The organism is Catenuloplanes atrovinosus, assembly GCF_031458235.1.
GTDB classification, from domain to species: Bacteria; Actinomycetota; Actinomycetes; order Mycobacteriales; family Micromonosporaceae; genus Catenuloplanes; species Catenuloplanes atrovinosus.
The window spans coordinates 4,654,665-4,680,853 of the sequence record NZ_JAVDYB010000001.1; the positions used below are offsets into that span (position 1 = coordinate 4,654,665).

Annotated in this window: 29 protein-coding genes; 18 read left to right on the forward strand and 11 right to left on the reverse strand. The window is 73.0% G+C overall.

Features of this window, described 5'->3' with window-relative positions; all coding sequences use genetic code 11:
• Positions 1-18: 18 nt before the first annotated feature.
• The 4 genes from J2S41_RS20580 to J2S41_RS20595 all read right to left on the reverse strand — a co-directional run bounded on the left by J2S41_RS20580 (position 19) and on the right by J2S41_RS20595 (position 2,566).
• Positions 19-192: a hypothetical protein gene (locus J2S41_RS20580; protein ID WP_310369576.1), complete on the reverse strand. Its 174-nt coding sequence runs from the start codon at positions 190-192 to the stop codon at positions 19-21.
• Between the two features lie 137 nt (positions 193-329).
• Positions 330-842: a hypothetical protein gene (locus J2S41_RS20585; protein WP_310369578.1), complete on the reverse strand. Its 513-nt coding sequence runs from the start codon at positions 840-842 to the stop codon at positions 330-332.
• Positions 843-943: 101 nt separating this feature from the next.
• On the reverse strand, positions 944-1,585 hold the full coding sequence (locus tag J2S41_RS20590; protein ID WP_310369580.1) for a maleylpyruvate isomerase family mycothiol-dependent enzyme: 642 nt from the start codon (positions 1,583-1,585) through the stop codon (positions 944-946).
• Positions 1,586-1,936: 351 nt separating this feature from the next.
• A complete protein-coding gene (locus J2S41_RS20595) occupies positions 1,937-2,566 on the reverse strand; it encodes a TetR/AcrR family transcriptional regulator (protein WP_310369581.1) in 630 nt (209 codons plus the stop codon).
• Positions 2,567-2,661: 95 nt separating this feature from the next.
• Between J2S41_RS20595 and J2S41_RS20600 the strand changes: the two genes are divergently transcribed.
• Entirely contained in the window at positions 2,662-3,699 is a 1,038-nt protein-coding gene (locus J2S41_RS20600) for a medium chain dehydrogenase/reductase family protein (RefSeq protein ID WP_310369582.1), read from the forward strand.
• A gap of 3 nt (positions 3,700-3,702) precedes the next feature.
• Here J2S41_RS20600 and J2S41_RS20605 read toward each other — a convergent pair whose 3' ends face one another.
• The gene (locus tag J2S41_RS20605) at positions 3,703-4,671 is read right to left on the reverse strand and encodes a glycoside hydrolase family 6 protein (protein WP_310369584.1); all 969 of its coding nucleotides are present in this window, start codon (positions 4,669-4,671) and stop codon (positions 3,703-3,705) included.
• A gap of 301 nt (positions 4,672-4,972) precedes the next feature.
• Here J2S41_RS20605 and J2S41_RS20610 point away from each other — a divergent pair, with 301 nt between their 5' ends.
• The 3 genes from J2S41_RS20610 (at position 4,973) to J2S41_RS20620 (ending at position 8,253) form a co-directional block, all read left to right on the forward strand.
• Entirely contained in the window at positions 4,973-7,204 is a 2,232-nt protein-coding gene (locus J2S41_RS20610) for a transglycosylase domain-containing protein (RefSeq protein WP_310369585.1), read from the forward strand.
• Positions 7,205-7,336: 132 nt separating this feature from the next.
• The gene (locus J2S41_RS20615; protein WP_310369587.1) at positions 7,337-7,927 is read left to right on the forward strand and encodes a hypothetical protein; all 591 of its coding nucleotides are present in this window, start codon (positions 7,337-7,339) and stop codon (positions 7,925-7,927) included.
• Positions 7,924-8,253 (forward strand): transcriptional regulator, encoded by a 330-nt coding sequence (locus J2S41_RS20620; RefSeq protein ID WP_310369589.1) that lies wholly within the window; start codon positions 7,924-7,926, stop codon positions 8,251-8,253. The genes J2S41_RS20615 and J2S41_RS20620 overlap by 4 nt, the downstream gene beginning before the upstream one ends.
• On the opposite strand, the gene J2S41_RS20625 is transcribed toward J2S41_RS20620, so the two are convergent.
• Positions 8,237-9,532 (reverse strand): aspartate aminotransferase family protein, encoded by a 1,296-nt coding sequence (locus J2S41_RS20625; protein WP_310369591.1) that lies wholly within the window; start codon positions 9,530-9,532, stop codon positions 8,237-8,239. The two genes, J2S41_RS20620 and J2S41_RS20625, sit on opposite strands and share 17 nt — an antisense overlap.
• A 134-nt stretch (positions 9,533-9,666) precedes the next feature.
• On the opposite strand from J2S41_RS20625, the gene J2S41_RS20630 reads away from it, so the two are divergent.
• The 7 genes from J2S41_RS20630 to J2S41_RS20660 all read left to right on the forward strand — a co-directional run bounded on the left by J2S41_RS20630 (position 9,667) and on the right by J2S41_RS20660 (position 15,214).
• Complete coding sequence (locus J2S41_RS20630) at positions 9,667-10,593, forward strand: ABC transporter ATP-binding protein (RefSeq protein ID WP_310369593.1); 927 nt, start codon at positions 9,667-9,669, stop codon at positions 10,591-10,593.
• Complete coding sequence (locus J2S41_RS20635) at positions 10,571-11,359, forward strand: efflux permease Rv1217c-related protein (RefSeq protein WP_310369595.1); 789 nt, start codon at positions 10,571-10,573, stop codon at positions 11,357-11,359. The genes J2S41_RS20630 and J2S41_RS20635 overlap by 23 nt, the downstream gene beginning before the upstream one ends.
• Positions 11,343-12,380: a PucR family transcriptional regulator gene (locus J2S41_RS20640; RefSeq protein ID WP_310369596.1), complete on the forward strand. Its 1,038-nt coding sequence runs from the start codon at positions 11,343-11,345 to the stop codon at positions 12,378-12,380. Before J2S41_RS20635 ends, J2S41_RS20640 begins: the two co-directional genes overlap by 17 nt.
• Before the next feature lie 99 nt (positions 12,381-12,479).
• Positions 12,480-12,809: a PadR family transcriptional regulator gene (locus J2S41_RS20645; protein ID WP_310369598.1), complete on the forward strand. Its 330-nt coding sequence runs from the start codon at positions 12,480-12,482 to the stop codon at positions 12,807-12,809.
• Between the two features lie 13 nt (positions 12,810-12,822).
• Positions 12,823-13,680 carry a pentapeptide repeat-containing protein gene (locus J2S41_RS20650; RefSeq protein WP_310369600.1) on the forward strand — a complete coding sequence of 286 codons (858 nt, stop codon included), beginning with the start codon at positions 12,823-12,825 and terminating at the stop codon, positions 13,678-13,680.
• Positions 13,681-13,694: 14 nt separating this feature from the next.
• The gene (locus J2S41_RS20655) at positions 13,695-14,456 is read left to right on the forward strand and encodes an ABC transporter ATP-binding protein (protein WP_310369602.1); all 762 of its coding nucleotides are present in this window, start codon (positions 13,695-13,697) and stop codon (positions 14,454-14,456) included.
• The gene (locus tag J2S41_RS20660; protein ID WP_310369603.1) at positions 14,453-15,214 is read left to right on the forward strand and encodes an ABC transporter permease; all 762 of its coding nucleotides are present in this window, start codon (positions 14,453-14,455) and stop codon (positions 15,212-15,214) included. The genes J2S41_RS20655 and J2S41_RS20660 overlap by 4 nt, the downstream gene beginning before the upstream one ends.
• A gap of 42 nt (positions 15,215-15,256) precedes the next feature.
• Here the strand turns inward: J2S41_RS20660 and J2S41_RS20665 are convergent, their stop codons facing one another.
• Entirely contained in the window at positions 15,257-16,375 is a 1,119-nt protein-coding gene (locus J2S41_RS20665) for a glycosyltransferase (protein WP_310369605.1), read from the reverse strand.
• The gene (locus J2S41_RS20670) at positions 16,372-17,391 is read right to left on the reverse strand and encodes a glucosyl-3-phosphoglycerate synthase (protein WP_310369607.1); all 1,020 of its coding nucleotides are present in this window, start codon (positions 17,389-17,391) and stop codon (positions 16,372-16,374) included. Before J2S41_RS20670 ends, J2S41_RS20665 begins: the two co-directional genes overlap by 4 nt.
• A 174-nt stretch (positions 17,392-17,565) precedes the next feature.
• On the opposite strand from J2S41_RS20670, the gene J2S41_RS20675 reads away from it, so the two are divergent.
• A complete protein-coding gene (locus J2S41_RS20675) occupies positions 17,566-18,516 on the forward strand; it encodes a Gfo/Idh/MocA family protein (protein ID WP_310376434.1) in 951 nt (316 codons plus the stop codon).
• Positions 18,509-19,585, forward strand: a complete 1,077-nt coding sequence (locus tag J2S41_RS20680) for a zinc-dependent alcohol dehydrogenase (RefSeq protein ID WP_310369609.1) — start codon at positions 18,509-18,511, stop codon at positions 19,583-19,585. Before J2S41_RS20675 ends, J2S41_RS20680 begins: the two co-directional genes overlap by 8 nt.
• A 46-nt stretch (positions 19,586-19,631) precedes the next feature.
• Here the strand turns inward: J2S41_RS20680 and J2S41_RS20685 are convergent, their stop codons facing one another.
• The gene (locus J2S41_RS20685) at positions 19,632-20,054 is read right to left on the reverse strand and encodes a MarR family winged helix-turn-helix transcriptional regulator (protein ID WP_310369610.1); all 423 of its coding nucleotides are present in this window, start codon (positions 20,052-20,054) and stop codon (positions 19,632-19,634) included.
• Positions 20,055-20,140: 86 nt separating this feature from the next.
• Here J2S41_RS20685 and J2S41_RS20690 point away from each other — a divergent pair, with 86 nt between their 5' ends.
• Genes J2S41_RS20690 through J2S41_RS20705 form a run of 4 tightly spaced genes read left to right on the forward strand, consistent with a single transcriptional unit; the run spans position 20,141 to position 22,404 of the window.
• Complete coding sequence (locus tag J2S41_RS20690; RefSeq protein ID WP_310369611.1) at positions 20,141-20,845, forward strand: dioxygenase family protein; 705 nt, start codon at positions 20,141-20,143, stop codon at positions 20,843-20,845.
• 15 nt (positions 20,846-20,860) lie between these two features.
• Positions 20,861-21,667 (forward strand): SDR family NAD(P)-dependent oxidoreductase, encoded by an 807-nt coding sequence (locus J2S41_RS20695; RefSeq protein WP_310369612.1) that lies wholly within the window; start codon positions 20,861-20,863, stop codon positions 21,665-21,667.
• 32 nt (positions 21,668-21,699) lie between these two features.
• Complete coding sequence (locus J2S41_RS20700) at positions 21,700-21,993, forward strand: ArsR/SmtB family transcription factor (RefSeq protein ID WP_310369613.1); 294 nt, start codon at positions 21,700-21,702, stop codon at positions 21,991-21,993.
• Positions 21,994-22,404 (forward strand): VOC family protein, encoded by a 411-nt coding sequence (locus J2S41_RS20705; RefSeq protein WP_310369614.1) that lies wholly within the window; start codon positions 21,994-21,996, stop codon positions 22,402-22,404. It begins immediately after the preceding gene.
• A 181-nt stretch (positions 22,405-22,585) separates the two neighbouring features.
• Here J2S41_RS20705 and J2S41_RS20710 read toward each other — a convergent pair whose 3' ends face one another.
• Together J2S41_RS20710 and J2S41_RS20715 are read right to left on the reverse strand one after the other, a co-directional pair.
• Positions 22,586-23,734, reverse strand: a complete 1,149-nt coding sequence (locus J2S41_RS20710; protein WP_310369615.1) for a hypothetical protein — start codon at positions 23,732-23,734, stop codon at positions 22,586-22,588.
• A gap of 546 nt (positions 23,735-24,280) precedes the next feature.
• On the reverse strand, positions 24,281-24,652 hold the full coding sequence (locus tag J2S41_RS20715; protein WP_310369617.1) for a hypothetical protein: 372 nt from the start codon (positions 24,650-24,652) through the stop codon (positions 24,281-24,283).
• A gap of 268 nt (positions 24,653-24,920) precedes the next feature.
• Here J2S41_RS20715 and J2S41_RS20720 point away from each other — a divergent pair, with 268 nt between their 5' ends.
• Positions 24,921-26,153: a sulfite oxidase gene (locus J2S41_RS20720; protein WP_310369618.1), complete on the forward strand. Its 1,233-nt coding sequence runs from the start codon at positions 24,921-24,923 to the stop codon at positions 26,151-26,153.
• The last annotated feature ends 36 nt before the right edge of the window (positions 26,154-26,189 follow it).

The window sequence follows — 26,189 nt, forward strand, 5'->3', positions numbered from 1 at the left end:
CCGCTACTACCCCGCCGGTCAGCTCATCGGCGTGATGTCCGGGGCCGGACGGCCGCTCGGCTCGCCGGGCACGGTGTCGTCGCCGGGCTCGGGCGCGGGCACGCGGTCGGGCTGCTCGCGCTCCGGGGTGTCGGTGAGGTCGATGGGGCGCTCGATGTCGGGGTTGCCGTTCGGGTCCGGAACCGTGGTCATGTCGTCCTCCTGAAGCTCTTGCGGCGCCGCTGATCCGCCGCGGTGGGTGCCACCATCAGCCGTACCCACCGCCGGGCCGTCCATGCCGCCGGGGCCGCGCCGGTGACCGGCGGGCGGGCACGGCGCGCGGCCGCCGGTCACGGGCGGCAGAGGGTCCGGTCGATGAAATCGTCGGCGGAACGGTCCTGGACGGCCTGCTGCCCGGTGGCGCGCTGCGTGAAGACGGCCAGCGCCACGGCGCGCGCACCTCGCTGTTCCAATCGTTGAGGCCGCTGGTCTGCCGCAGCAGGTTCTCGACGGTGATCAGCCGGGCCGTCGTTCCCGTTGCCGCGCACGAGACCGGGCAGCCGGCGCTCGACGGTGTCGGTGAGCCGCAGCCGGCCCTCACCGGCCAACCGCATGACGACCGTGCTGCCGATGCGGTAGTACGAGTTCAGCGGAACCGGCCCGCGGTCGCGCAGGTCCGCCACCCCTGCGCGCACGGCGCGGTGCCGGTCGCCGTCCCGGATCTCGGCCGGCACGCCGACCGCGCCGACCGCGCGGATGGCATCGAGTTCGGCCGGCGGGTGACCGGACCCGCCGAGCACCACGCTCGCCAGTACCGCGCCGCTCAGGTGCAGGCGCAGGTGTGTCCTACCCGGCAGACGCATGACAGCCTCCTCAAGGCGGATGGTGAGGTGGCCCAGCACATCATCGCAAGCACTACGGCCAGAGTCCCGGGCGAGGTAGGTCTACACCCACCGCCGCTCGGCTATCGGCAGCGCTCCCGGAGGATGGGGACGCCGGGGCCGGTGAGGTCGTCGCAGAAGACGGCCCGGCCGGCCATCGCCATGGTCAGGGCGAGCGTGCTGCCGGTGACCAGCGGCCCGGCGCCGCCGGCGAACGGGCCGTCGGAGGCCTCCCACCGCAAACCCTTCGCGAGGGTACGGCTGTCGACCGTGAAGTCCCGGCCGGCGTAGAACCGGGCGACCTCGGTGACGGCCTCGATCGCCGGGGCGTGGGCGCGCCCGAGCGGGCGCATGACGTCCTGCCCGTGCACGACGACCTCGCCGAGCCAGGCCGCGACGTCATTGGTCGGCGCGGTGGTGCTGGTGACGACCGCCCGGAAGTTCCGCAACGTCTCGGCCGGGGTGGCACCGCGATGCTCGTCGAGGCGGCGCCGGTTGTGCACCCCGTCGTCGAAGCGCGCGCCGGCCATGCTGATCAGCCAGCGCACGATGCCGATGCTCGCCCCGGCGGTCAGGTGCGCGACGGCCTCCTCCACGGTCCAGTCACCGCACAGTGAGGGCCGCGCCCACTCGTCGTCACGGAGATCGGCGAGGTGGTCCGCGAGCGCGGCCCGTTCGGCGTGCACGGCCCGCCAGAGCTCCCCGCGTGTGGCACCGCCGGTCACGCCGCCTCCCCCGATCACCGTCTCGAGCGGCCCCAGCTTAGGCGACGCCCCAGACACCATGCCGGGGCTGCTCGTTGCCGGCGGGCGCGCGGGCTGGGCGGTGACCGATCTCGCCGCGCCGGTCGTCGTGGTGCGCCGTTCTCGATCGCCGGAGGTCGCCCGCGCCACCGGTGACCTCGACGCCGGCAGCGCGGCGCACACGCCAACCGGCGCGATCTCTCCCGCAGACCCAGTTTGTGAGGCTCAGGCACCTTATTCGGCGCGAATGACGTGCCTGTGGCTCACATAGTCACATCCGATGATCAACGCAGCCGTCGATATGGCGAGATTTCGGGCGCGCGGCGCCCGCCGTCAGCGCAAATGGGCCAGCGCGGTGATGACGCGGTCCTCGATGTCGGTGGGCCACGGGAAGGCCGCGGTGACCGCGCGCTGGTGAGCGAGGCCGTGCAGGCCCAGCCACAGGGCGATGGCGTCGTCCGCCGGGGAGGTGGTGGTGGAGTGGCCGGCGGTGGCGCAGTCGGCGAGGGCGGTGGCGAGCAGGGCGAGGCTGTCGTCGCCGAGGGAGCCGAGGTCGTCGGCGGTGATGGAGCTTTCGCCGAGGGTGGGGACCCAGACGCCGCCGAACATGGTGCGGTAGCGCTGCGGGTGGGTCTGGGCGAAGCCGAGGTAGGCGGTGCAGATCGCGCGCAGCCGGTCGACCGGGTCGGCGGAGGCGGCGACGGCGGCGCGGAGGACCGTGTTGAGCTCGTCGAACGCGCTGCGGACCACGGCCAGCATGATGGCCGGCTGGTCCGGGAAGTGCGGGTAGATCGACGGGGCCGCGATGCCGGCGCGGCGGGCGATCGAGCGGAGCGTGAGCGCGTGCTGGTCGCCGGTCTCGTCGAGCAGGTCCACGGCGGCTTGGACGATCTCTTCCCGCAGGCGCGCGCCCTGTCCCCGTCGGTTGCGGGCACGGGCGGGCGGGGCGGCGGCTTCTGTCATGCGTCACAGCCTACGCGATAAGACTTACAGCCGTTACCTTGCATCCGTTAGCTTACGTGTGTAAGTTTTAGCGCATGGAGAGCGAAGGAGCGGTCATGACCAGCACTGTCACCGAGATCGTCCTGCCCGGCGAGGTCGAGCCGGACGGGCTTCAGGTCCGGCACCGGCCGATGCCGGAACCCGCGGCGGGGCACGCACTGCTGCGGATGGACGCGACCGGCGTCAGCTTCGCCGAGCAGCAGATGCGACGCGGGAAGTACTACGACCAGCCGGCGTTCCCGTTCGTGCCGGGCTACGACGTGGTCGGCACGGTGGTCGCGGTCGGCGAGGGCGTCGACCCGGCGATGGTCGGCCGGCGGTACGCGGCGATCACCAAGACCGGCGCCTGGGCCAGTCATCTGCGGGTGCACGCGGGCGACCTGGTCGCCATCCCGAACGGGGTGGACCCGGCGGCGGCGGAGACCGTGGTGGTCAACGGCGTCACGGCCTGGCAGATGCTGCACCGTGTGGCGAAGGTGCGGCGCGGCGGCACGATCGTGGTGCTGGGCGCGAACGGCGGGGTGGGCAGCACGCTGGCGCAGCTGGCCCGGCACGCCGGCATCGCGGTGATCGGCACCGCGTCGCCGCGCCACCACGACCTGCTGCGCGCGATGGGCGTGTCACCGGTCGACTACCGCGACCCGGGCATGTACGACCTGATCCGCCGGCTGGCGCCGGACGGCGTGGACGCGGTCTTCGACCACGTCGGCGGCGACGGCGTGGAGCGGTCGTGGGGCCTGCTGCGCCGCGGCGGCACGCTGGTCTCCTACGGCACCGCGGCCACCCGCGACGAGGCGGGCAACTCGCAGTTGCCGGTGCTGAAACTGGTCGGCCGGCTGGCGATGTGGAACTACGCGCCGAACGGGCGCGGCGCGCACTTCTTCAACCTGTGGGCCGGGCACTGGCGCATCGACGCGTTCCGGGCCCGCATGCGCACCGACCTCACCCAGGTGCTGCGGCTGCTGGCCGACGGCGTGCTGACGCCGCAGATCGCGGCCCGGTTCCCGCTGTCCGAGGCCGCGGCGGCGCTCACGCTGGCCGAGTCCCGCACGGTCGCGGGCAAGGTGATCCTGGTGCCCGACGACCGGGTCTGACGGTCAGCGCCCGTTGATCAGGCGGACCGCGAGGGCCGGGTCGAAGACGCCGGCCGGGGTGGACGGGGCGATGCCGCAGGCGCCGTCCGAGTTGCCCGGGTTCTTGATCCACAGGTGCAGCGCCGCGGGGTCGGCGGTGGAGCGGGCGCCGAGGCGCCGACCGGCCGGGTTGCACCACTGCCCGTCGTAGCCGTTGCCGTTGCGGCTGGTGTCGATCACGTACGGCGTGCCGGTCCCGAGGTGGTCGCGGATCTGCGAGGCGTACTGCGTGGCCCGGTCGGTGTCGACGTAGTTGGAGACGTTGACCGCGAAGCCGCGCACGCGGGAGAGCCCGGCCGCCTTCAGCCGCTTCGCGACGACGGTGGGCGCGACCCAGTTCGGGTTGGCGGCGTCGAGGTAGGCCCAGGTGTTCGGCGCCTTCTCGGCGAACATCCGGCCGGCGAAGGTGAGCAGCGAGTTCCGTTCGGTGATCTGCGCCGGGGTCATGCACTCGAAGTCGCCGAGCGAGTCCGGCTCGATGATGACGATCGCGGGCCGGTCGCCGATCGCGGCGGCGAACGTGGAGATCCACTGGTGGTACGCGGCCGCGTCCGCGGCACCGCCGGACGACTCGCCGCCGCAGGCGTCCCGGCCGGGCAGGTTGTAGGCGACCAGCACGGGCAGCTTGTCGCCGGCGTCGGCCGCGGTCCCGGTGTACGCCGCGACCGCCGGGCCGATCTGCGCGTCGCTGGTGCCGGTGAACCAGCGGGCCATCGGGACGGTGGAGATCTTCGCCCGGATCGCCGCCGCGTCCGCGTGGTCCGGGTCGGCCGCGACCCACCGCGCGGACGGCGACGACGGGTTCACGTACAGCCCGGTGGTCATCGCGAACGGGTCACCGGCCGACGCCGCGTTCGCGGAGATCAACGGCGCGGTGGCGAGGGCACCCGCGGCCACTCCGACGGTCACGGCTATCGACAGTGCTCGGCGCATGCGCGAGACCTTAGTCGATCGACCGAATCGGCGGTGCGTGCCGTCGCCCATTCCGGCCGGGAACGTCAATGGTGTGATGTTCCTATCCATTTCCGGACCGGCGACCGGCAACCTTCTCCCCCTGCCCGGGAGTCTTCCTGTTCGGCGCCCAGCGACCTCCGGTGGAACACCGAGCCCGGCGCGCTATGAATGAAGCGCTCATGATCTCCTGTTCGCCGCACCGCGAACGGAATATGACCACGCGCATTCCGAATGACACGGTGCGTAGGCGATCACCATCGACGAGGGGACTATTCCCGTAATGCAGGAATCGGCGACAACGCTGGTCCCGGGGACCGAGAAGCCCGAACAGCCGGCACCGGCGAAGAGGTCCACCGGCCGCAAGATCCTCACGCTGGTGCTGCTCGGCGTGCTCGGCGGCGGCGTGGTGGCGGGGGCGACCCTGCCGGTGAGCGCCACCATCGGCGTGACCGCGAAGCTGGCCGGCGAGTCGTTCGAGGACCTGCCGAAGGACCTGCAGATGCCGCCGACCCCGCAGGCGTCGTACCTGTACGCCAGCGACGGCAAGACGGTGATCACCCAGTTCTGGGAGGAGAACCGCACCGACGTCGGCAGCGACGACATCGCGAAGGTGATGAAGGACGCGATCGTCGCGGCCGAGGACACCCGGTTCTACGAGCACGGCGGCGTGGACGTCAAGGGCCTGGTCCGCGCGTTCGTCTCGAACGCGCAGGGCGGCCAGCTCTCCGGCGCCTCCACGCTCACCATGCAGTACGTCCGCAACGTGCTGAAGAACGACCAGACCGCCTCGGACGAGGAGCGGGAGGCCGCCACGGAGCTGAGCACCAGCCGGAAGCTGCAGGAGATCCGGTACGCGGTGACCATCGAGGACACGCTGGAGAAGGAGGAGATCCTCCGCCGGTACCTCAACATCGCCTACTTCGGCAACAAGTCCTACGGCGTCGCCGCCGCCGCGCGGGCGTACTTCTCCACCACGCCGGACAAGCTCACGCTGTCGCAGGCCGCCACGATCGCGGGCCTGGTGAAGTCGCCGGACCAGTTCGACCCGGTCAACAACGACCCGGGCGAGGCGCAGGGCCGGCGCGACTACGTGCTGAACGCGATGGTCGGCACCGGCGCGATCACCCGCGAGGAGGCGGACAAGGCGATCGCCGAGCCGCTGAACCTCAAGCCGACGCAGGCCACCAGCAACTGCACCGCGGTTCCCGAGGATCACAACAACTGGGGCTTCTTCTGCGACTACTTCGTGTCCTGGTGGAAGGCGCAGGAGGAGTTCGGCCCGACGCCGGAGGACCGGGAGGACTCGCTGAAGAAGGGCGGCTTCCGGATCGTCACGTCGCTGGACCCGAAGCTCCAGGACGCGGCCACGGCCCAGGCGCTGAGCATTTACGACGTCGACAACCCGCGGGCCGCCCCGATTGCCATAGTCCAGCCGGGAACCGGCAAGGTGCAGGCGCTCGCGATCAACCGGCGCTTCAGCATCGTGCCGAACCCGAACGGCGGCAATTACCCGAACACGGTGAACCAGTTCATCGCGGGCAGCGAGGACTCGGCCGGCATGCAGTGGGGCTCCACGTTCAAGTTGTTCGTGATGCTGGCGGCGCTGGAGAACGGCTTCCCGCTGGACACCGGCTACAACACCAAGGGGCCGATGAAGACCATCTACCCGGACGGCGGCCCGGACGCGTGCGGCGGCTTCTGGTGCCCGAGCAACGCGAGCGCCTCGTACCAGGACGGCTATCAAAACATGTGGACCGGCTTCGGTAAGTCGTCCAACACGTTCTTCATCCGCCTCCAGCAGGAGGTCGGCGTGGACAAGGCCGTCGAGATGGCGAAGCGGCTGGGCATCCAGTTCCGCAACCAGAAGGACGCGGAGCTGGCGGCGAACCCGAGCGGGTGGGGCTCGTTCACGCTGGGCGTGGCCGCCACCACGCCGCTGGACATGGCGAACGCGTACGCCACGCTGGCCGCGGACGGCAAGTACTGCAAGCCGACGCCGGTCGTGTCGATCACCGACTCCACCGGTGCGGCCAGTGCCGCGGCCGCGAAGGTGGCGCAGCCGGAGTGCACGCAGGCGATCAAGCCGGACGTGGCGCGCGCCGCGGCGGACGCGGGCCGCTGCGTGGTCGGTCAGCAGCCGTCCTACGGCCAGTGCGCCGACGGCACCTCGACCGCGGTGAGCGGCATCGTGGGCCGGCCGGTATCGGGCAAGTCCGGCACCGCGGACGCCTACGCCACGGTGTCGTTCATCGGGGTCACCCCGCAGCTCGCGATCGCCGGCATCGCGGCGAACCCGGACAACCCCACCGACCTGGTCGGCCAGCAGCCGCAGGACGATGTGGTGCGGGCGGTCGCCACGCTGCTGCGCGACGGGCTGAAGGGCCAGCCGGTCAAGGACTTCCCGGCGCCGAGCCAGGCGATCGCGTTCAAGTCCGGCTCCGCCTCCAGCCCGCAGCTGCCTCCCGCGTCGCCGCCGGCCTCGCCGCGCGCCGGCGAGGACGACGACGACTGACGGGACACCGGCGAACGCCCCGGGGGTACGCGTACCCCCGGGGCGTTTTTCGTTGCGTTCGCTCTGCAGTGCAGAGTACTCTTCACTCTGTACAGCAGAGTTCTCTGCGGACAACGAGAGAGGATCACGATCATGAGTGGCACCGCCGACCCGGCCACGATGCTCGCCGACGTGCAGCAACTCCGCGAGCGGGTGCGCGCCGACCGGCGCACCGTGACGGCCCCACTGCTGGTCTTCGGCCTGCTGATCCTGGCGCACGCGGTTGCGGTCAGCCTCGCCACCGCCACGGCCGGCGGCCCGCGGCACAGCGTGAACTTCCTGTACTGGCCGCTCGCCGGCGCGGTCGGCCTGGGCGTGCTGTGGTGGCAGGCGCGCCGGATCGCCACCCGGGACGGCGTCGGCGAGGGCCGCCGGTCGTACCGTCCGGTCACGCTCGGCTACGTGGTCAGCGTGCCGCTGCTGGCGCTGATGTTCCTGCCGGTGTTCTTCTTCGGCGTCTTCGCGCCGCTGGTCTGGCCGGCCGGCGTGCTCTACGCCATCGCCCGGCGGCAGCACAGCCAGGCGTTGCGCCGTGCCTCGATCGCGCTGGCCGTGGCCGCCGTCCCGCAGGTGCTGCTGGTCATGGCCGCGCTCGGCCCGGCCTGGCTCGGCGTGGACGTCGCGGCCGGCCTGGCGCTGATCGTGGTCGCGCTGGTGCTGCGCGCCCGGGCGGCCGCGGCGTGACCGTGGAGGAGCCGGCACCGGTGCACCCGGCGCTGGACCTCGACGACGCCGTGCACCAGAAGACCCGGCTGGCGCTGCTGACCGTGCTGGACGAGGCCGGCCGGGCCGACTTCCCGTACCTGCGGAAGGTCCTGAACCTCACCGACGGCAACCTGGGCCGGCACCTCGACGTGCTGGCCCAGCAGGGCCTGGTCGAGATCACCAAGGGCTACGCCGGGCGCCGGCCGCGCACCTGGGCCGCGATCACGCCCAAGGGCGAGCAGGCGCTTGCCGCGGAGATGCGGCTGCTGGCCGCGCTGCTGGAGCGGTTCAACAACCGGGGCTGAGCGCCTTGTCCAGCATCGCCAGCCCGGCCGCGGCGTCCTCATCGGACAGATTGCACGGGGGTACGAGATGCAGCCGGTTCGCCGTGGTGAACGGCAGCAGCCCGGCGCGCTTGCAGGCCGCGACCACCTCCAGCGTGGCCGCGACCGGCAGCGGCTCCCGGGTGTCCGGGCCGGCGACCAGCTCCACCGCCCAGAACGCGCCCACGCCGCGCACGTCGCCCACGATCGGGTGCCGCTCGGCCAGCTCGCGCAGGCCCGGGCCGAGCACCTCGCGGCCGAGCCGGTCGGCGTGCGCGACCGTACCCTCGTCGGTCATCGCCTCGATGGTGGCGACCGCCGCCGCGGTGGCCAGCGGGTGACCGGAGTAGGTCAGGCCGCCCGGGTACGGCGTGTGCGCGAACGTCGCCGCGATCGCGTCACTGATGATCACGCCGCCGAGCGGGACGTACCCGGAGTTGACGCCCTTGGCGAACGTGATCAGGTCGGGCACCACGTCGTAGCGGTCGAGCGCGAACCACGCGCCGGCCCGCCCGAACCCGGCCATCACCTCGTCCAGGATCAGCACGATGCCGTACCGGTCGCACAGCGCGCGCACGCCGGGCAGGTAGCCGGGCGGCGGCGGCATGATCCCGGCCGTGCCCGGGATGGTCTCCAGGATGACCGCGGCGATCGTGCCCGGCCCCTCCGCCTCGATGGTGCGCCGCAGGTGCGCCAGCGCCCGCTCGCACTCCTGCTCGTCGGACTCCGCGTGGAACTCGGAGCGGTAGCGGAACGGGCCGAAGAAGCGCGCGACGCCCGCGGTGCCGGTGTCGTTCGGCCAGCGCCGCTGATCGCCGGTGACGTTGACCGCGGTCTGCGTGCCGCCGTGGTACGACCGGTAGGCCGACAGCACCTTCGGGCGGCCGGTGTGCAGCCGCGCCATCCGGATCGCGTGCTCGTTCGCGTCCGCGCCGCCGTTGGTGAAGAAGACCTTCTCCAGCCCGGCCGGCGCGAGCGAGGCGATCAGCCGGGCCGCCTCTGAGCGCGGCGCGGTGGCGTGCTGCGGCGCGACCGTGCACAGCCGCGCGGCCTGCTCCTGGATCGCCCGCACCACGCGCGGGTGGCCGTGCCCGAGGTTGGTGAAGACCAGCTGCGAGGAGAAGTCGAGGTATTCCCGGCCGTCCTCGTCCCACACCCGGGAGCCGCGTGCCTCGGTGATCACCATCGGGTCGAGCTCGGCCTGCGCCGACCAGGAGTGGAAGACGTGCGCGCGGTCCAGCTCGTACGTGCGTGATCTCATCACCTGATCATCGTCCCTCCCGGCCGCGGCCGTGGTGGCGGGCCGCGGTTGCCGGTTCCCGGCAATGAGACGGCGGATTCTCGACCGGGCGTGGACCTGGAACCCGGCCGCCGTCGATGGCGAGGATGAGGGGCATGACGAGCGACATCGCGATCCGGACCGAGGAGCTGACGAAGTTCTACGGCGACCGGCGCGGCATCGAGGGCCTCGACCTGGAGGTCCGGGCCGGCGAGGTGATGGGCTTCCTCGGCCCGAACGGCGCCGGCAAGACCACCACGATCCGGCTGCTGCTGGACTTCCTCCGCCCGACCGGCGGGCGCGCCACCGTGCTCGGGCTGGACCCGCGCCGGGACCGGGCCACGCTGCACCGCCGGATCGGCTACCTTCCCGGCGAGCTGTCGTTCCCCGGCCGGGGACGGGCCGACGAGTTGCTGCGGTTCTTCGCCGGCGCGCGCGGCGGCGTGCCGTGGTCGCAGGTGACCGAGCTGGCCGACCGGCTGGGCCTGGACGTGACCCGGCCGGTGCACGCGATGAGCAAGGGCAACCGGCAGAAGGTGGGGCTGGTGCAGGCGTTCATGCACCGGCCCGCGCTGCTCGTGCTGGACGAGCCGACCAGCGGGCTGGACCCGCTGGTGCAGCAGGAGTTCCTGGCGATGGTGCGCGACGCCCGTACCGCCGGTCAGACGATCTTCATGTCCTCGCACGTGCTGGCCGAGGTGCAGCACGTGGCGGACCGGGTCGCGATCGTGCGGGACGGGCGGCTGGCCGCGGTCGAGCGGGTGGAGTCGCTGGGGCGGCGGGCCGTGCGGAGCGTCGAGATCCACTTCGACGACCCGGTGGACGCGGCCGAGTTCCGCGCGCTGCCCGGGGTCAGCGACGTGGTGGTCTCCGGCCCGGTGCTGACCTGCACGGTCGACGGCCGGCTGGACCCGCTGATCAAGGCGGCGGCCCGGCACCGGGTGGTCGACCTGCTGTCCGCGGAGCCGGACCTCGAGGAGACGTTCCTGTCCTTCTACTACCACTCCGAAGGAGCCGGCGATGGCGCTCGCACTGGTGCGTAAGACCTGGCGGGACGACCGCCGCGCGGTGATCGGCTGGGCGGTGGGGATCGCGGTGTTCACCGCGGTCTACTCCGGCTTCTACGCCAGCTTCCAGGGCGCGGCCGACCTCAAGCAGACCGCGCTGCCGCCGGACGTGCTGGAGTTCCTCGGCGTCGCCGACCTGGTCTCCCCGGCCGGATACCTGCAGGCCAGCGTGTTCAGCCTGCTCGGGCCGCTGCTGGTGCTGATGTGCGCGGTCACGCTGACCGCGCGCACGATCGCGGCGCCGGAGGAGGGCGGCGCGCTGGAGCTGTTGCTGGCCAACCCGGTGTCCCGGGCCGGTTTCGCGCTGCGCCGGCTGGGCGCGGCCGCGGCCGCGATCACGCTGATCGCCGCGCTGCCGTGGCTGGTGCTGCTGATCACCGTACCGGTGGTGGGAATGGATCTGCCGCTGTCGCACGTCTCCGCGGCCGGTGCCGGCCTGATCGCGCTGGCCTGGTGTTTCACCGGCGTGGCGTTCCTGGTCGGCGCGGCCACCGGGCGGCGCGGCACGGTCCTCGCGGTGACCGGCGCGATCGCGGTCGCCACCTACATGGCGCACGCGCTCAGCGGCATCATCGACGGCGCGGCCTGGCTGCGCTGGCTGTCGCCGTTCCACTACTTCATCGGGACCGACCCGCTGCACACCGGCTGGCACCCCGGCGCGCTGTCCGTGCTGGTCGGGGCCGCGGTGCTCACCGCGGCGGCCGGCATCCCGCTGTTCGACCGCCGTGACCTCGGCGTCTGAGCCTCCGGCCTGGCTCGCCGACGGCGTCGCGGCGCTGCTGGCGGGCCCGGCCGGCGGGGACGGTGCCGGGCGGGCGCTGGGGGCGCGCGCGGCCGACGCCGGGCTGCCGCTGCCCGAGCTGGTCGAGCGCGTGCTGCGCGCGTCCGCCGACCACTGGCGGGCCGGCGCCGGGCCGGACGGCGAGGCCGCCGCCGCGCTGCTGGACACCACGCGGGCGCTGCTGGCCGGCGTGCTGGACGGCTACACCGGCCAGAACCGGGCGGAGCTGCGCCGGTACGACCACGACCGCACCGCGTTCGTCAACGATCTGCTGACCGGCCGCGCCGACCCGGGCGCGCTGGCCGAGCGCGCCGGCCGCTACGGCATCCGCCTCTCCGCCACGCACGTGGTGCTGATCGCCCGCGCGCCCGGCCTCACGCCGCAGGTGGTGCACCGGGTGGACGCCGCGCTGGCCGCCCGGTTCGGCGAGGGCAACACGCTGACCACGCCGCGCGGCGGCGACCTGGTCTGCATCAGCGCGGGCGGGCTGCGCGGCATCGCGGCCGAACTGGCCCACCTGCTGCTCGGCGAGCTGGGCGCGGACGGCTGGCAGATCGCGGTCGGGCGGGCGCACCCGGGCCTGCCGGGGCTGGCCCGCTCGCTGGAGGAGGCGCGCGGCGCGCTGGACCACGCGGCCCGGCTCGGCTTCACCACGGCCGTGCTGCACGCGGCCGACCTGCTCGTCTTCCCGGTGCTGCTGCGCGACCGGGACGCGATCACCGACCTGGTCGACACGGTGCTCGGCCCGCTGGTGAGCGCGCGCGGCGGCGCCCGGCCGTACCTGGACACGCTCACCGTGCTCTTCGACAACCAGGGCAACTACACCGCCACGGCGCGGCAGTTGCACCTGTCCGTGCGCGCGGTCACCTACCGCCTGGACCGCATCCAGGCGCTCACCGGCTACCACCCCGGCGAGCCCACGCAGCGGTTCACGCTGCACGCGGCCGTGCTCGGCGCGCGGTTGCTCGGCTGGCCGGCCTGAGCCACTCCCCTCCACCGCACCCGTCGGGATACCTCACGTCTCCAACTACCTTGACAGTCACAGTACCTTGAGGGAGAGTCTTCCCTCGGAGGTGGTGACATGGGGACGAGCAAGGTCACGTCGGATCTGCTCCGCGGCAACACCGACACGATGATCTTGCGGCTGTTGACGGAGTCGGACCGCTACGGCTACGAGATCGTCAAGTTGATCGCCGAGCGCTCCCAGGGTGAGTACGAACTCAAGGAAGCCACGATGTACTCCAGCGTGCGGCGCCTGGAGGCCGACGGCGACATCACGTGGTACTGGGGCGACGAGTCGCAGGGCGGCCGGCGCAAGTACTTCCGGATCACGGACAAGGGCAGGGACACCTACGCCCGCAACAAGGCCAATTGGGAGTACGCGAAGCGCGTGCTCGACACATTGATGTGAGGCGACAGCGGACATGACCGATCGGATCAACGAATACGTCAACGGTGTCTTCGCACCGTACGAGGGCGCGAAGAGCGTCGCCGAGCTGAAGCAGGACCTCCTCGCGGACCTGCACGAGCGCTTCCACGAGCTGCGCGCGGAGGGCAAGGACGACCAGACCGCGCTGGAGCTGACCATCGACAGCATCGGCGACATCGAGCAGACCGTGCGCGAGGTCTCCAACCTCTCCCGGGTGCTCGAACGGCAGACCGTCACCCGCTTCGACGCCACCGACCTGCGCGGCGGCGACTTCGCGGGCGTCACCACGCGCAACGGCCGGTTCGACGGCAGCGCGCTGCGCGGCGCCGACTTCTCCCGGGCCGACCTGACCGGCAGCTCGTTCAAGGGCAGCGACGTCGCCGACGCGAACTTCGACGGCGCCGACCTGACCGGCGTCACCATGACCGGGATCGAGCTGGCCCGCGCCACGTTCCGCGGCGCGACGCTGGTGCACACCGACTTCAGCGGCTCCGGCCTCAACGGCGTGGTCATCGCGGACACCGCGCTGATCGACGTCAAGTTCCGGTCCACCGACGTGCGGCACGTGGTCTTCGAGCGCTGCACCTTCACCGGCGTCGACTTCTCCTACTCCGACCTGCGCCGGCTGGACTTCGGCGGCACCGCGCTGACCAGCGTGACGTTCGACCGGGCCGGGCTGGAGGGCGTCTCGTTCCGCGGCGCGGTGCTGCGCGACGTCTCGTTCCGGGCCTGGGCCCGCAAGTACCGCAACGCGCTGCGCACCGTCGACTTCGACGGCGCGCGGATGGACAAGCTCACCTACGCCGGCCTCAAGGCCCTCGGGGTCGAGCCCGCCAACGTGATCGTCGAGTAGGGGTGACCACACGCATGGAAGCGATCAAGGTCAGCGGACTGCGCAAGTCCTACGGAAAGCTCGACGTGCTCAAGGGCGTCGACCTGGCGGTGGCCCCGGGCAGCATCTTCGCGCTGCTCGGCTCCAACGGCGCGGGCAAGACCACCGTCGTGCGGATTCTCGCCACGCTGCTGCGGGCGGACGGCGGCAGGGCCAGCGTGCACGGGTTCGACGTGGCGTCCGAGCCGGGCCGGGTCCGCCGCTCGGTCAGCCTGACCGGCCAGTTCGCCGCGGTCGACGAGATCCTCACCGGCCGGGAGAACCTCATCATGATCGGCAAGCTGCGGCGGGTCCGCGACCCCCGCGCGGTCGCGGACGACCTGCTCGCCCGGTTCAGCCTCACCGACGCGGGCGGCCGGCCGGTCGCCACGTACTCCGGCGGCATGCGGCGCCGCCTCGACATCGCGATGAGCCTGATCGGCGACCCGCCGGTCATCTTCCTCGACGAGCCGACCACCGGCCTCGACCCGGAGGCGCGCATCGAGGTGTGGAAGGAGATCCAGAAGCTGGCCGGCGGCGGCACCACGGTCTTCCTCACCACGCAGTACCTGGAGGAGGCCGAGAAGCTGGCCGACCGGATCGCGATCCTTCACCAGGGCACCATCATCGTCGAAGGCACCCTGGCCGAGCTGCGGAAACTGCTTCCGCCCACGCAGGCCGAGTACGTCGAACGGCAGCCCACGCTGGAGGAGATCTTCCTGGCGATCGTCGGACGCGACAAGGAGAAGGCGGCATGACCACCCACGTCCTCGGCGACACCACCGTGATGCTCGGCCGCTCGATGCGGCACATCACGCGCAGCGCCGACACCATCATCACCGTCACGATCATGCCGATCGCGTTCCTGCTGCTGTTTCGGTACGTCTTCGGCGGCGCGATCCAGACCGGCACGGACAACTACGTCAACTACCTGATGCCCGGCATCCTGCTCATCGCGATCGCCAGCGGCATCTCCTACACCGCCTACCGGCTGTTCACGGACATGCAGAGCGGCATCTTCGAGCGGTTCCACTCGATGCCGATCGCCCGCTCCTCCGTCCTCTGGGGACACGTGCTGACCTCGCTGGTCTCCAACGGCATCTCCGCGCTGGTCATCCTGCTGGCCGGGCTGGTGATGGGCTTCCGGTCGCCGGCCGGCCCGCTCGCCTGGCTCGCGGTCGCCGGCATCCTGGCGCTGTTCACGCTGGCGCTGACCTGGGTCGCGGTGATCGCCGGGCTGCTGGCCACCTCGACGGACGGCGCGACCGCGTTCTCCTACCCGCTGATCTTCCTGCCGTTCGTCAGCTCCGCGTTCGTGCCGACCGGCACCATGCCCGGCCCGGTGCGCGCGTTCGCCGAGCACCAGCCGGTCACCTCGATCGTGGACACGCTCCGGGCGCTGCTGGACCGGCAGCCGGTCGGCGACGACATCTGGACCGCGCTCGCCTGGTGCGCCGCGGTGCTGGCGGTCGCCTACCTGGGCGCGATGGCCGCGTACCGCCGGAAGATCTCCTGACCGGTCCCGGCGGTGCGCACCGCACCGCCGGGACCGCGCACGTCAGGCCGCCGGCGTCAGCAGCCGTTGGTACAGCTCGGCGTAGCCGGCGGCCATCACGGCCGGGGTGAAGCGGCGCGCGGCCTCGGCCCGGCACTCCGCCTCGACCAGCCCGCCCACCGCGTGCATCAGCTCGCCCAGTTCGTCCTCGTCCGAGGTCAGCAGACCGGTACGCCCGTGCTCGATCAGCTCCGGCAGGCAGCCGCGGGCGATGCCGACCACGGGCGTGCCGAGCGCGAGCGACTCGACCACCGCGGTGCCGCCCGGCTCGTTCCAGCGCAGTGGGAAAAGCGCGGCGCGGGCGCCGGCGACCAGTTCGTCCCGGTCCCGGCCGGCGACCGTGCCGACCCAGCGGACGCGCACGCCGTCGACGTGCGGGGCGACGTGCTCGTGCCAGAACCGCACGTCCGGGTTCTGCGGGTCGGCGCCGGCCAGCGCCTCCGGCGAGTGGTACGGCCCGACCGGCCCGGCCAGCACCAGGTCGAAGCCGTGCCGGTGGGCCAGTTGCGCCGCCAGGTCCTGGCCCTTGCCCGGGTTGATCCGGCCCAGCACCACCGCGTACCCGTGCTTGTCGTGCTTGTCCCGGCTGTCCGCGCCGACCGCCAGCGGCGTGGCCAGGTGCACGTGCCCGATCGCGTGCGCGCGCAGCGCCTCCGGCGCGTGGGTGAGCTGGTCGGCGGAGACGCCGTTGACCCGCACCCGGGAGCCACCGTCGAACGTGCCGTAGAGCTCCGGGTGCTTGCGCAGGTCCCAGTGGAGCGTGTGGAGCCCGGGCGGCCCGCCGCTGCCCAGCGCGGCCAGCATGGTCAGCCCGGCCGCCTCCACGTGGTCGTGCACCAGGTCGATGTCGCCGGCCGCGACGCGCCGCAGCACCGCGGCCAGGTGCGCCGGTACGACGCCGCAGGCCTGGTTGTACGGCCGCTGGAGCATCTCGAACCGGCCGGTGTCGAACGCGTGCACCCGCTCGTCGGCCGCGAGCGTGCTCTCCCCCACCGTGGCCAGCACCACCTCGATGCCCAGCGCGCGCAGCTCCGGCACGAGGGTGGCCACCACGTTCTCGATGCCGCCGTAGCCGTTCGGCGGCACCGGCAGCCACGGCCCCGCGTTCATCAGCACCCTCATCCGGCCACCGCCGCCCGTCGCGTGCGGACCGGGCGGGCCACGGACGGCAGCGAGACCAGCGGCGGGCGCTCGGTCACGCCGATCTCGGTGGTCACGATCTCCCGGTCCAGGCGCGGCAGGCCACCGCTGGCGCCGCGGCGGAACTGCGTCATCAGCGTGGACGGCGGCAGCGCGTCGGTGACCATGCCGGCGCGGTGCAGCCGGGACCACGCGGTGACCATGATCTGCGCGGACATCCGGCCGAGCGCCTCCGTGCTCTGGTGCCGGTGGTGCCGCACGCCCAGGTCGACCTGGGCCAGCGCGTCCAGGCCGACCTCGTGGAGCAGGTCGATCAGCATGGCGATCTCGACGCCGTAGCCGGACACGAACGGGATCCGCTCCAGCACGGCGCGACGGCCCGCGTACTCGCCGGCCAGCGGCTGGACGACGCCGGCCAGCTCCGGCCAGAAGAGGTTGATCAGCGGGCGCGCGGCCAGCTCGGTGACCCGGCCGCCGCCGTCCGGCTCGACGCCGGTGGCCCGGTTGAGCGGCCGGTGGTAGAAACCCTTGACGTAGTCGACCGACGCGTCGGTCAGCAGCGGGCCGAGCAGCCCGGTCACGAAGTGCGCGGAGAAGTCCTCCAGGTCGCCGTCGACGAACGCGACCACGTCGCCGTCGCTGGCCGCCAGCCCGGCCCACAGCGCGTCGCCCTTGCCCTCCATCCGGGGCAGGCCGCGGGTCACGTCGTCCTGGCTGACCACGCGCGCGCCGGCCGCGCGGGCCAGCATCGCGGTGTCGTCGGTGGAACGCGAGTCGACGACGACGATCTCGTCGACCAGCGATATCTCGTCCATCAGCGCGTCGCGGATCGTGGCCACGATGGCGCCGATGGTCGCCTGCTCGTTGCGGGCGGGGATGACCACGCTGACGCGTGTGTCCCCCTTCGACCGCGCGAGCTCCGCGGCGGTCCACTCGGTGTAGGTGAACGTGCGCGACGAGGCCCAAGCCTCGAGGACGGGAGAGACAGCGTGCGTCATGCGTACCCCCGGATCTTGATCTCGTGTGGGTCCCTCACTTCCCATGGCACACAACTCCCAACCGCATGTGTGACCTGATATTTGTCTTCCGGCAAGGGTTTGCCGGAGCGCCGGACCGAGCAGTGCAGTGCCGTACGAGTGCCGCCGAGGAGCGAGGAGACGCCGGTGACGAGAGTGGGACTGGTCGGTGCGGGTGGCGTGGCGCAGCGCCATGCGAGAGTGTTGTCGAGTCTGCCGGATGTGCAGGTCACGGCCGTGACCGACGTGGTCGCGGAGGCCGCCACGGCGCTCGCCGATCCCTATGGCGCGCGCGTGCTGCCGGACGTGGCCGCCGTGATCGACAGCGGCGTCGACGCGGTCTACGTGTGCGTTCCGCCGTTCGCGCACGGGCCCGCGGAGCGCGCCGTGGTGGAGGCCGGATTGCCACTCTTCGTGGAGAAACCCATTTCGCTGGATATCAGCACGGCCCAGGAGATCACGGACTTGGTCGCCGAGCGGAAGATCCTTACCGCGGTCGGTCACCACTGGCGCTACCTCGCGGTGGTCGAGCAGGCCCGCGACCTGTTGGCGGGCCGGGACATCCGGCTGGTCTCCGGCGCCTGGCTGGACAAGGTGCCGCCGGTCGCCTGGTGGCCGCTGCTCGGCAAGTCCGGCGGCCCGATCGTCGAGCAGGCCGCGCACGTGCTCGACCTGGCGCGCCACCTGGTCGGCGAGGTCACCGAGGTGACCGCGGCCGGCAACGGCACTCCCCCGGCCGAGGGCGCGGACATCGACGGCGCGACCGCGGCCGTGCTGCGCTTCGCCGGCGGCGCGGTCGGCACGCTGTCCGCGACCTGCGTGCTCGGCTGGAAGGAGCGCGCCGGCCTGGAGATCTACGCCGACGGCCTGGCGCTGCACGTCTCCGAGACCGGCCTGACCGTACGCGACGCGGACGGCACCCGCACGGTCGACAGCGACCCGGAGACCGCTCGGGTCGCGGTGGACCGCGCGTTCATCGCGGCCGTGCGCGGTGAGGCGGACGACGTGCGCGTGCCCTACCCGGAGGCGCAGCGCACGCACGCGCTGGCGCTCGCGGTCGCCGAGTCGGCCGCCACCGGCAAGACGGTGGTGACCGCGCATGCGTGACCGCAACCTGATCGTCAGCAAGCCCGGCCACCTGGAGATCGTCGAGGAGGAGGTGACGCCCGGCCCGTTCCGGGTGCGCACGCTGTTCAGCGGCGTCTCCGCCGGCACCGAGCTGAGCTTCGTCAAGAACACCAACCCCGCGCTGCACCACGGCTTCGACACCGACCTCGGCCTGTTCGGCGGGCCGGCGGACGACGCGTTCCCGGTCACCCGGCTCGGCTACATGGAGGTCGGCGTCGTCACCGAGAGCGATACGCCCGCGGTCACCACCGGCACCACCGTGGCCATGACGTACGGCCACCGCACCGGCTGGACCGGCGACCCGCTGCGCGACCGGATCGTGCCGCTGCCCGCCGACCTCGACCCGATGCTCGGCATCTACGCCGCCCACATGGGTCCGATCTGCGCGAACGGCCTGCTGCACGCGGCCGCCGCGCGGTTCGGCCCGGCCGTGCGCGGCCTGGACGACGGCGTCGCCGGCCTGCGCGTGGCGGTCACCGGCGCCGGCGTGGTGGGCCTGCTCACCGCGCTGTTCGCCCGCGCGCACGGCGCCGCCTCGGTGATCGTGCTCGACCCGTCGCCGGAGCGCCGCGCGATCGCCGAGTCGCTCGGCCTGGAGACGCTGGACACCGAGGGCGCCGACCCTGCGGTCACGCTGAAGACCCGGTGGCGGCACTGGCCCGGCGACCGCGGCGCGGACGTGGTGTTCCAGTGCCGGGGCCAGGCCTCCGCGCTCCAGCTCGCGCTGCGGCTGCTGCGCCCGCAGGGCACGGTCATCGACCTGGCGTTCTACCAGGGCGGCGCGGACGCGGTACGGCTCGGCGAGGAGTTCCACCACAACGGGCTGAGCCTGGTCTGCGCGCAGATCGGCCGGGTGCCGCGCGCGCTGGCCGGCTCCTGGGACCGCGAACGGCTCTCCGCCGCCACCGTGGACCTGCTCCGCCGCGACGGCGACGCGATCCGCCGGCACCTGATCACCGCGGTCGTCCCGTTCGACGAGGCCCCCGCACTGCTGGACGACCTGGCCGCCCGCCGCCGCCACGAGGTCCAGTCCGTCCTGTCCTTCTGAGTGCCGGCGTCGTGGCGTCCCGTCCGCGGGGCGCCACGACGCTCGCTCATTCCCGCCGCATCGCCGTCGTGAGCAGCGCGTGCAGCCGCCGCTGCTCGGCCTCGCCGAGCCGGGCGATCGGCGTCCGGGTGGTCGCGGCCGCCACCAGCCGCCGTCGCGCGGCCCGGCCGTCCTCGGTCAGGTGCAGCACCTTGGTGCGCCGGTCGCCCGGGTCCGGCTCCCGGGTCGCGTATCCGAGCTGCGCCAGCCGGTCGGCCAGGAACGTCACCGTGGACGGGTCGCAGCGCAGCGTGGCCGCCATCCCGCGCATGGTCGGCGCCGGCGCGGCCGGGTCGAGGTGCCAGAGCGCGTCGGCCAGCGCGTGAGTCAGCCGCAGCTCGGCCAGCACGTCGTCGATCGCCGCGTTGGTGGCGCCGTCCATCGCGTGCACCAGGCGCAACAGCTCGTAGGTCAGCGACTCCCCGTCCATCCCCACACAATACTTGAAAACTCCAAGCTTCTCCGCCATCATTCCGTATTACTTGGAGAGTCCAAGCTTTGACGCGAGGAGCCGATGTGCTGCCCGACCGCATCCGCCGCCGCCTGCTCACCTCGGTGCTGGGCCGCATCGACAACCGGGAGCGCATCCGCCGCGCGGCCGTGCTCGGCCCGGACCGGGCCACGGCGCACCAGGGCAACGGCCCCTACTACGTGCCCGGGTCGCCGCACCGGCGTGACATCCGCGAGGACCGCGCGGGCGTGCCGCTCACGCTGGGCATCCGGGTGGCCGCGACCGGCACCGGCGCGCCGCTGCCCGGCGCGACCGTGGAGATCTGGCACTGCGACGCGGACGGGATCTACTCCGGATACCAGCGCTACGGCGCCGACCGGTTCCCCGCGCTGGTCTCGCTGACGCTGCGCGCCTTCCGACCCTCGGACACGGCCCGGTTCCTGCGCGGGCAGCAGGTCACCGACGGTGCCGGGCAGGTCGAGTTCCGCACCGTCGTGCCGGGTTGGTACACGCCCCGCACGCTGCACATCCACGTCCGGGTCAGCCTCGCCGGGAAGCCGCTGCTCGGCACGGAGCTGTACTTCCCCGACGAGTTCGCCGCGCGGATCCAGGCGCTGCCGCCGTACGACCGGCGCGGGCGCGGACCGTACGTCAACGACCACGACATCGAGATCCGGCTGGCCGACGGCTCACCGGGGAGCTGGCCGGACGTGCGCCCGGACCCCGACGGCGGCCACCGCGCCGACATCACCCTCCAGATCGCCCGCTGACCGAGGAGTCTCACCGTGACCACACGTACCGCCGTCATCACCGGCGCGGCCGGCGGCCTCGGCCGCGCCACCGTCCGGCGGCTGCTCGACGCCGGCCTGCAGGTCATCGCCGTCACCCGCGACGGGGCGAGCCTTCCGTCGACTCGCACGCTGCACGCGGACCTCACCGACCGGGACGCGGTCCGCGCGCTCGCCGCCCGGCTGCACGACACCGCCGGCCGCGTCGACGTGCTGATCAACAACGCCGGCGCCGCGTTCGCCCGGTACGCGGCCACGCCCGACGGCACCGAGCGCACCCACGCGCTCAACCACCTGGCGCCGTTCCTGCTGACCCGGCTGCTGCTGGACGGCGGCACGCTCGCGCCCGGCGCCCGCGTCATCAACATCTCCAGCGACCTGGTCGGCCGCGGCCGCCTGGACGCCGCCCACCCGGACGTCACCGGCGCCTCCTGGCGGGACAGATACGCGCAGATCCCCGCGTACGGCACCGCCAAGCTGCTCAATCTGATGGCGACCACCGCGCTCGCGGCCCGGCTCCCGGACGGCATGACCGCCTACAGCGCCAACCCCGGGCTGCTGCGCACCGGCTTCAACGCCCGGTCCGGCGGCGCGCTCGCGGTCGCCGCGGCCGTCGGCGGCCTCTTCGCCACCGCGCCGGACCGCGCCGCGGCCTGGCCGGTCGCGCTGGCCACCGCCCCGGTCGCGCCCGCCGCCGGCCTCTACGTCAAGGGCCGGCCGGCCGCCCCGCCGAAGCCGGCCCGCGACCCGGACGCGGTCACCGCGGTCTACGAGCACACCGCACGCGCGCTCGGACTCCCTTGATATGCAAGTCACCACTTGCCTATCATCGGTTCGTGGACGACGATGAGGACGTCTTCAAGGCCCTGGCCGACCCGACCCGCCGCAAGATCCTCGACGAGCTGGCGGAGCGGGACGGCCAGACCCTGTTCGAGATCTGCGCGCGGCTGACCATGAAATACCAGCTCGGCTCGTCCCGGCAGGCGATCTCCCAGCACCTCGAGGTGCTGGCCGCCGCCGGCCTCGTCACCAGCCGCCGCGACGGCCGTTACAAGTTCCACTACATCGACACCGCGCCGCTGGACCACCTCACCGACCGGTGGCGCCGCCGCGACCCCGAGGAGACCTAGATGCGCATCACCATCACCAGCGTGCTCGTCCACGACCAGGCCGAGGCCGAGCGGTTCTACACCGAGGTGCTCGGCTTCGTGAAACGCCACGACGTCGACATGGGCGGCGGCGCCCGGTGGCTCACCGTCGTCTCCCCCGACGACCCCGACGGCACCGAGCTGCTGCTCGAACCGGACGGCCACCCCGCCGCCAAGCCGTGGAAGGCCGCGCTGGTCGAGGACGGCATCCCGTACACCCAGTTCTCCGTCGACGACGTCCAGGCCGAGTTCGAGCGCCTGCGCGCCCTCGGCGTCCGCTTCACCCAGGAGCCGATGAACATGGGCACGTTCAGCACCGCGGTCCTGGACGACACCTGCGGCAACCTGATCCAGATCATCCAGCTGCACCCGCCCACGGCGGAAACCGTTTGAGTTCCTCCCATTCCCACTCCCGGCGTGGTCCCGGCCCGCACGCTCCCGCGGGCCAACCTCGCGCCGTCTCCGCCGCCGCTCCGACGCCGCATCGGAGCCGGTCCCGCCGCACTCACCACGAGCCGCGACATCCGCTCCCCCGGCGCCGGCCGCGGCGCGAGCCGCCGGCTCCCGGCCGCGGTCAGCAGGAGGCGGCGGTGACGATGCCGGTGTAGGCGTCGAACTCGTCGCTGGAACCGTTGAAGACGACGCGGAGGGACGCACTGCCGTCCAGGGCGGAGCGGGGGACCTGCCAGCGGAACGTGGTGCCGGTGCGGGAGGTCTGCAGGCCACTGTTCTCGATCGGGTCCCAGCCCCACTCGGCGCTGTTCGAGCGCCAGTACGTGTCGTTCTCGACCATGTAGTCGGCGCCGAGCCGGCCCTCGATGTCGGGCACGTCGTAGCCGGTGGACGCGTTGCCGTCCACGTCGATGTAGGCGTGGTGCCACTCGAACGTGCCCGCCTCGAACGTGACGGCGAAGACCGCGGCGCTGCCGGTGGTGCACGCGGAGTAGCCGGTGATCGGGCCGTTCGCCGCCGCCGGGCGGGTGGCGGCCGGTGCCGGGGGCGGGGCGCCGGGCGCGGTACGGGACGGCGTCGGCCCGGCCGAGGCCGAGCGGGACGGCACCGCGGACGACGGCGCGGCGCTCACTGACGACGGCGCGGCACTCGGGGTGGCCGACGGCGTCACGATGGTGACCTGGCCGGTCGCGGGCGGGCCGAGCGTGTACGGCGGTTCCGCGACCGGCGCCTCCGGTACCGGCGTCGTGGGCGCGCGCCCGGACAGCGCGGCCGCGGTGATCACGATGACGCCGATCAGCACCAGCGGCACCAGCCACAGCCGCCAGCGCGGCGCCGGACGCGCACCGGGAACGGTCTCGGTGCCGGTCGCCGGCCGGCGGGGCAGGGGTTCCAGCGCGAGCGCCGGCTCGCCGGCCGGGCGGCCGTCCTCCCACAGGCCGACGGCCTCGGCCGGGGACGCCCACCCGGGCACGGCACCGGGCGACGTCGCGGCCGGCGCCCGGAGCGGCTGCGTCGCACCCGGCGAGCCGGCCGCCACGGATTGCGTGGCGGTCGAGTCGGCTTGCGTGGCGGTCGAGTCGGCGGCCTCGGGTGCGGTCGCGGCCCCGGGCATGGGTGACGCGGTGATCGCGGCGGTGGCCTCGGCGCTCGGCGTGGTCGCGGCGATGGCGGTGGCCTCGGCGCTCGGCGTGGTCGCGGCGATGGCGGTGGCCTCGGCGCTCGGCGTGGTCGCGGGGGCCGACGCGGGCGATGCGGCCGTCGCGGTCACGGACGGGGGCGAGCCCGTGGCCGGCTCCGCCGCCCGGGACGCGACGGCGGAGGCCGCGGACGCGGCTGACCTCGATGCGGCCCCTGACCGGTTGCCCGCCGGGGATTCCGTCGCCACCGCCGGATCCGCCGCCGGCACCACACCGCCCGGCACCGCACCGGCCGAATCCTCCGCCGCCGCCTCGAGCCCGGACGACTCCTCCGCCGTCCCACCGCCGCCGGGCTTCGGCCTGGCGCCGGAGGGCTTCGCCGGCCAGGAGGGGAGCTTCGGCGTACCCCAGGAGCCCGAGTCGTCGGGGGTTTCGGCGGGTCGGTCCGAGGGTGGCAGGCCGCGCAGCGGGATCGCGCGCTGGAACGGTGGACGGTGGTTCGCGTCCTGTTCCGAAGGGGGAACACCCGGTCCCGTCACGGGAGCGCCTCCGGCGTCACTGAGCAGCGGCTGTCGTCCGCCGGCGTGGTCCGCGAACCAGGACATGGTCGGGGTAGCACTGTGGATTGTCAATGCCGCGCGGGCGGGCGTGATCCGTGGCACGCCCACCCGGCCGGGTCAGACCTCGAGTTCCGCCTCGACGCGGCGCAGGCGGTGGCGGGCCAGGCCGAGGTTGGCCCGGGCGCGGTCCAGCACCATGTAGAGCAGCAGTGCCTCGCCGGGGCGCCGCGGCTGCATCAGGCGAATCAGGTGGTACTGGCTGTCGAGCGTGATGAGCAGGTCCTCGATGCCGTCCGGCAGGCCGAGCATCTCGAGCGTGCGGAGCTTGGCACGTACCACGTCGGTGTTGCCGGCCGCGGCGACCGTCATGTCCATGGTGCCGCCGCCCAGCACACCGAGCGTCAGGCCACTGGTGTAGTCGACGAGCGCGACGCCGATGGCGCCGTCGATCGTCATGGCTTCCTTGAGTGCGATGTCGATGCTGGCCATAGTTCTTCCCCGCTGGTTGCTTCGCCTTTTCGCGTCCGTGCGACTACCGTCCGTAAATAGATCTTGGAACGGTTCATCGCAGCCTCGCACGGCCCCCGCGAGCGGTGAAATCGGGACGCGAGAACTGCCCGTCCGTCCCCTCAGGACCGGATAACGACGTCGCCGGACACCGCGACGGCCGATGGCACGCCACTGGAAGATCTGGTACCGGACGGTTCCAGCCACCCGGATATTCCTATCTGACCTATAGATATGGTTGTCTGGCCCGATGGACGAGACGACATATGACCGGACACGGCTGGAGCAGTGGCGGGACGGACGGGCGAGCGGCCGGGGATTCACCCGCCGCGACCTGATCCGGCTGGCGACCGCCATCGGCGCCGGCGCCGCGATCGGCGCGGGCACGGCGGGCGAGGCGGCGCGCGCGGCGGCCGGCCCGATCGTCAAGCCGCTGCCGCCCGAACTGTTCACGGTGTTCGGCACGAACGCGGAGACCAGGTGGGACGCGCTGCGGGACACCGGCTACCTGGTGCCGGTGGACCGGTTCTTCGTGCGCAACCACACCAGCACACCGATCATCGACCCGGCCGCGTACCGGCTGAGACTCTTCGGCAGCGGGCTGCGCGCGCCCGCCGAGTTCGGCCTGGACCAGCTCAGACGGCTGCCGCGCAGCACGATCACGGCGGCGATCGAGTGCGCGGGCAACGGGCGCAGCTTCTTCACCACGCAGCAGGGGCAGAGCGTCTCCGGTACGGCCTGGCGACTCGGCGCGATCGGCGTCGGGCGGTGGCACGGCGTCACGCTCGGGACCGTGCTGCGCGCGGCGGGCCTGCGCCGGGACGCGGTCGACGTGCAGCCGCAGGGCCTGGACGCGAACTTCGTCAGCGGTGGCGTGGACCTCGGGCCGGTCCGGCGCCCGCTGCCGATCGCCAAGGCGCTGGACGACGTGCTGCTGGCCTGGGAGCTCAACGGCGCACCGCTGCCGCCGGACCACGGCGCGCCGCTGCGGGTGGTCGTACCGTCCTGGATCGGCATCTCGTCGATCAAGTGGGTCGGCGCGATCGAGGTGTCGGCCGAGCCGCTGTTCTCGCCGTGGAACACGCAGTTCTACCGGCTGTTCGGCGACGCCTACCCGGCCGAGGGCACGCTGATCGACGAGCAGGTGATCAAGAGCGCGTTCGAGCTGGCCTGGGACGCCACGCTGCCGCTGGCCGGCACCACGCTCACCGGACGATCCTGGTCGGCCAACGGCCCGATCCGGCACGTGGACGTGAGCACGGACGGCGGCACCACCTGGCGGCGCGCCCGCCCGGTCGGCCCGAACGTGGCCACGGCCTGGCAGCGGTGGCGGATCGACTGGGCCCCGGCCGCGCCCGGCCCGTACACGCTGGTCGCCCGCGCCACCGACGTCACCGGCGCGTCCCAGCCGGTGACGGTGCCGCACAACACGCTGGGATACCTGTTCGGCGCGCAGGTGCGCCACCCGGTCACGGTCGCATGAGGAGGTGCCCGGCCGCCCCCGAGGGCCGGGCACCCG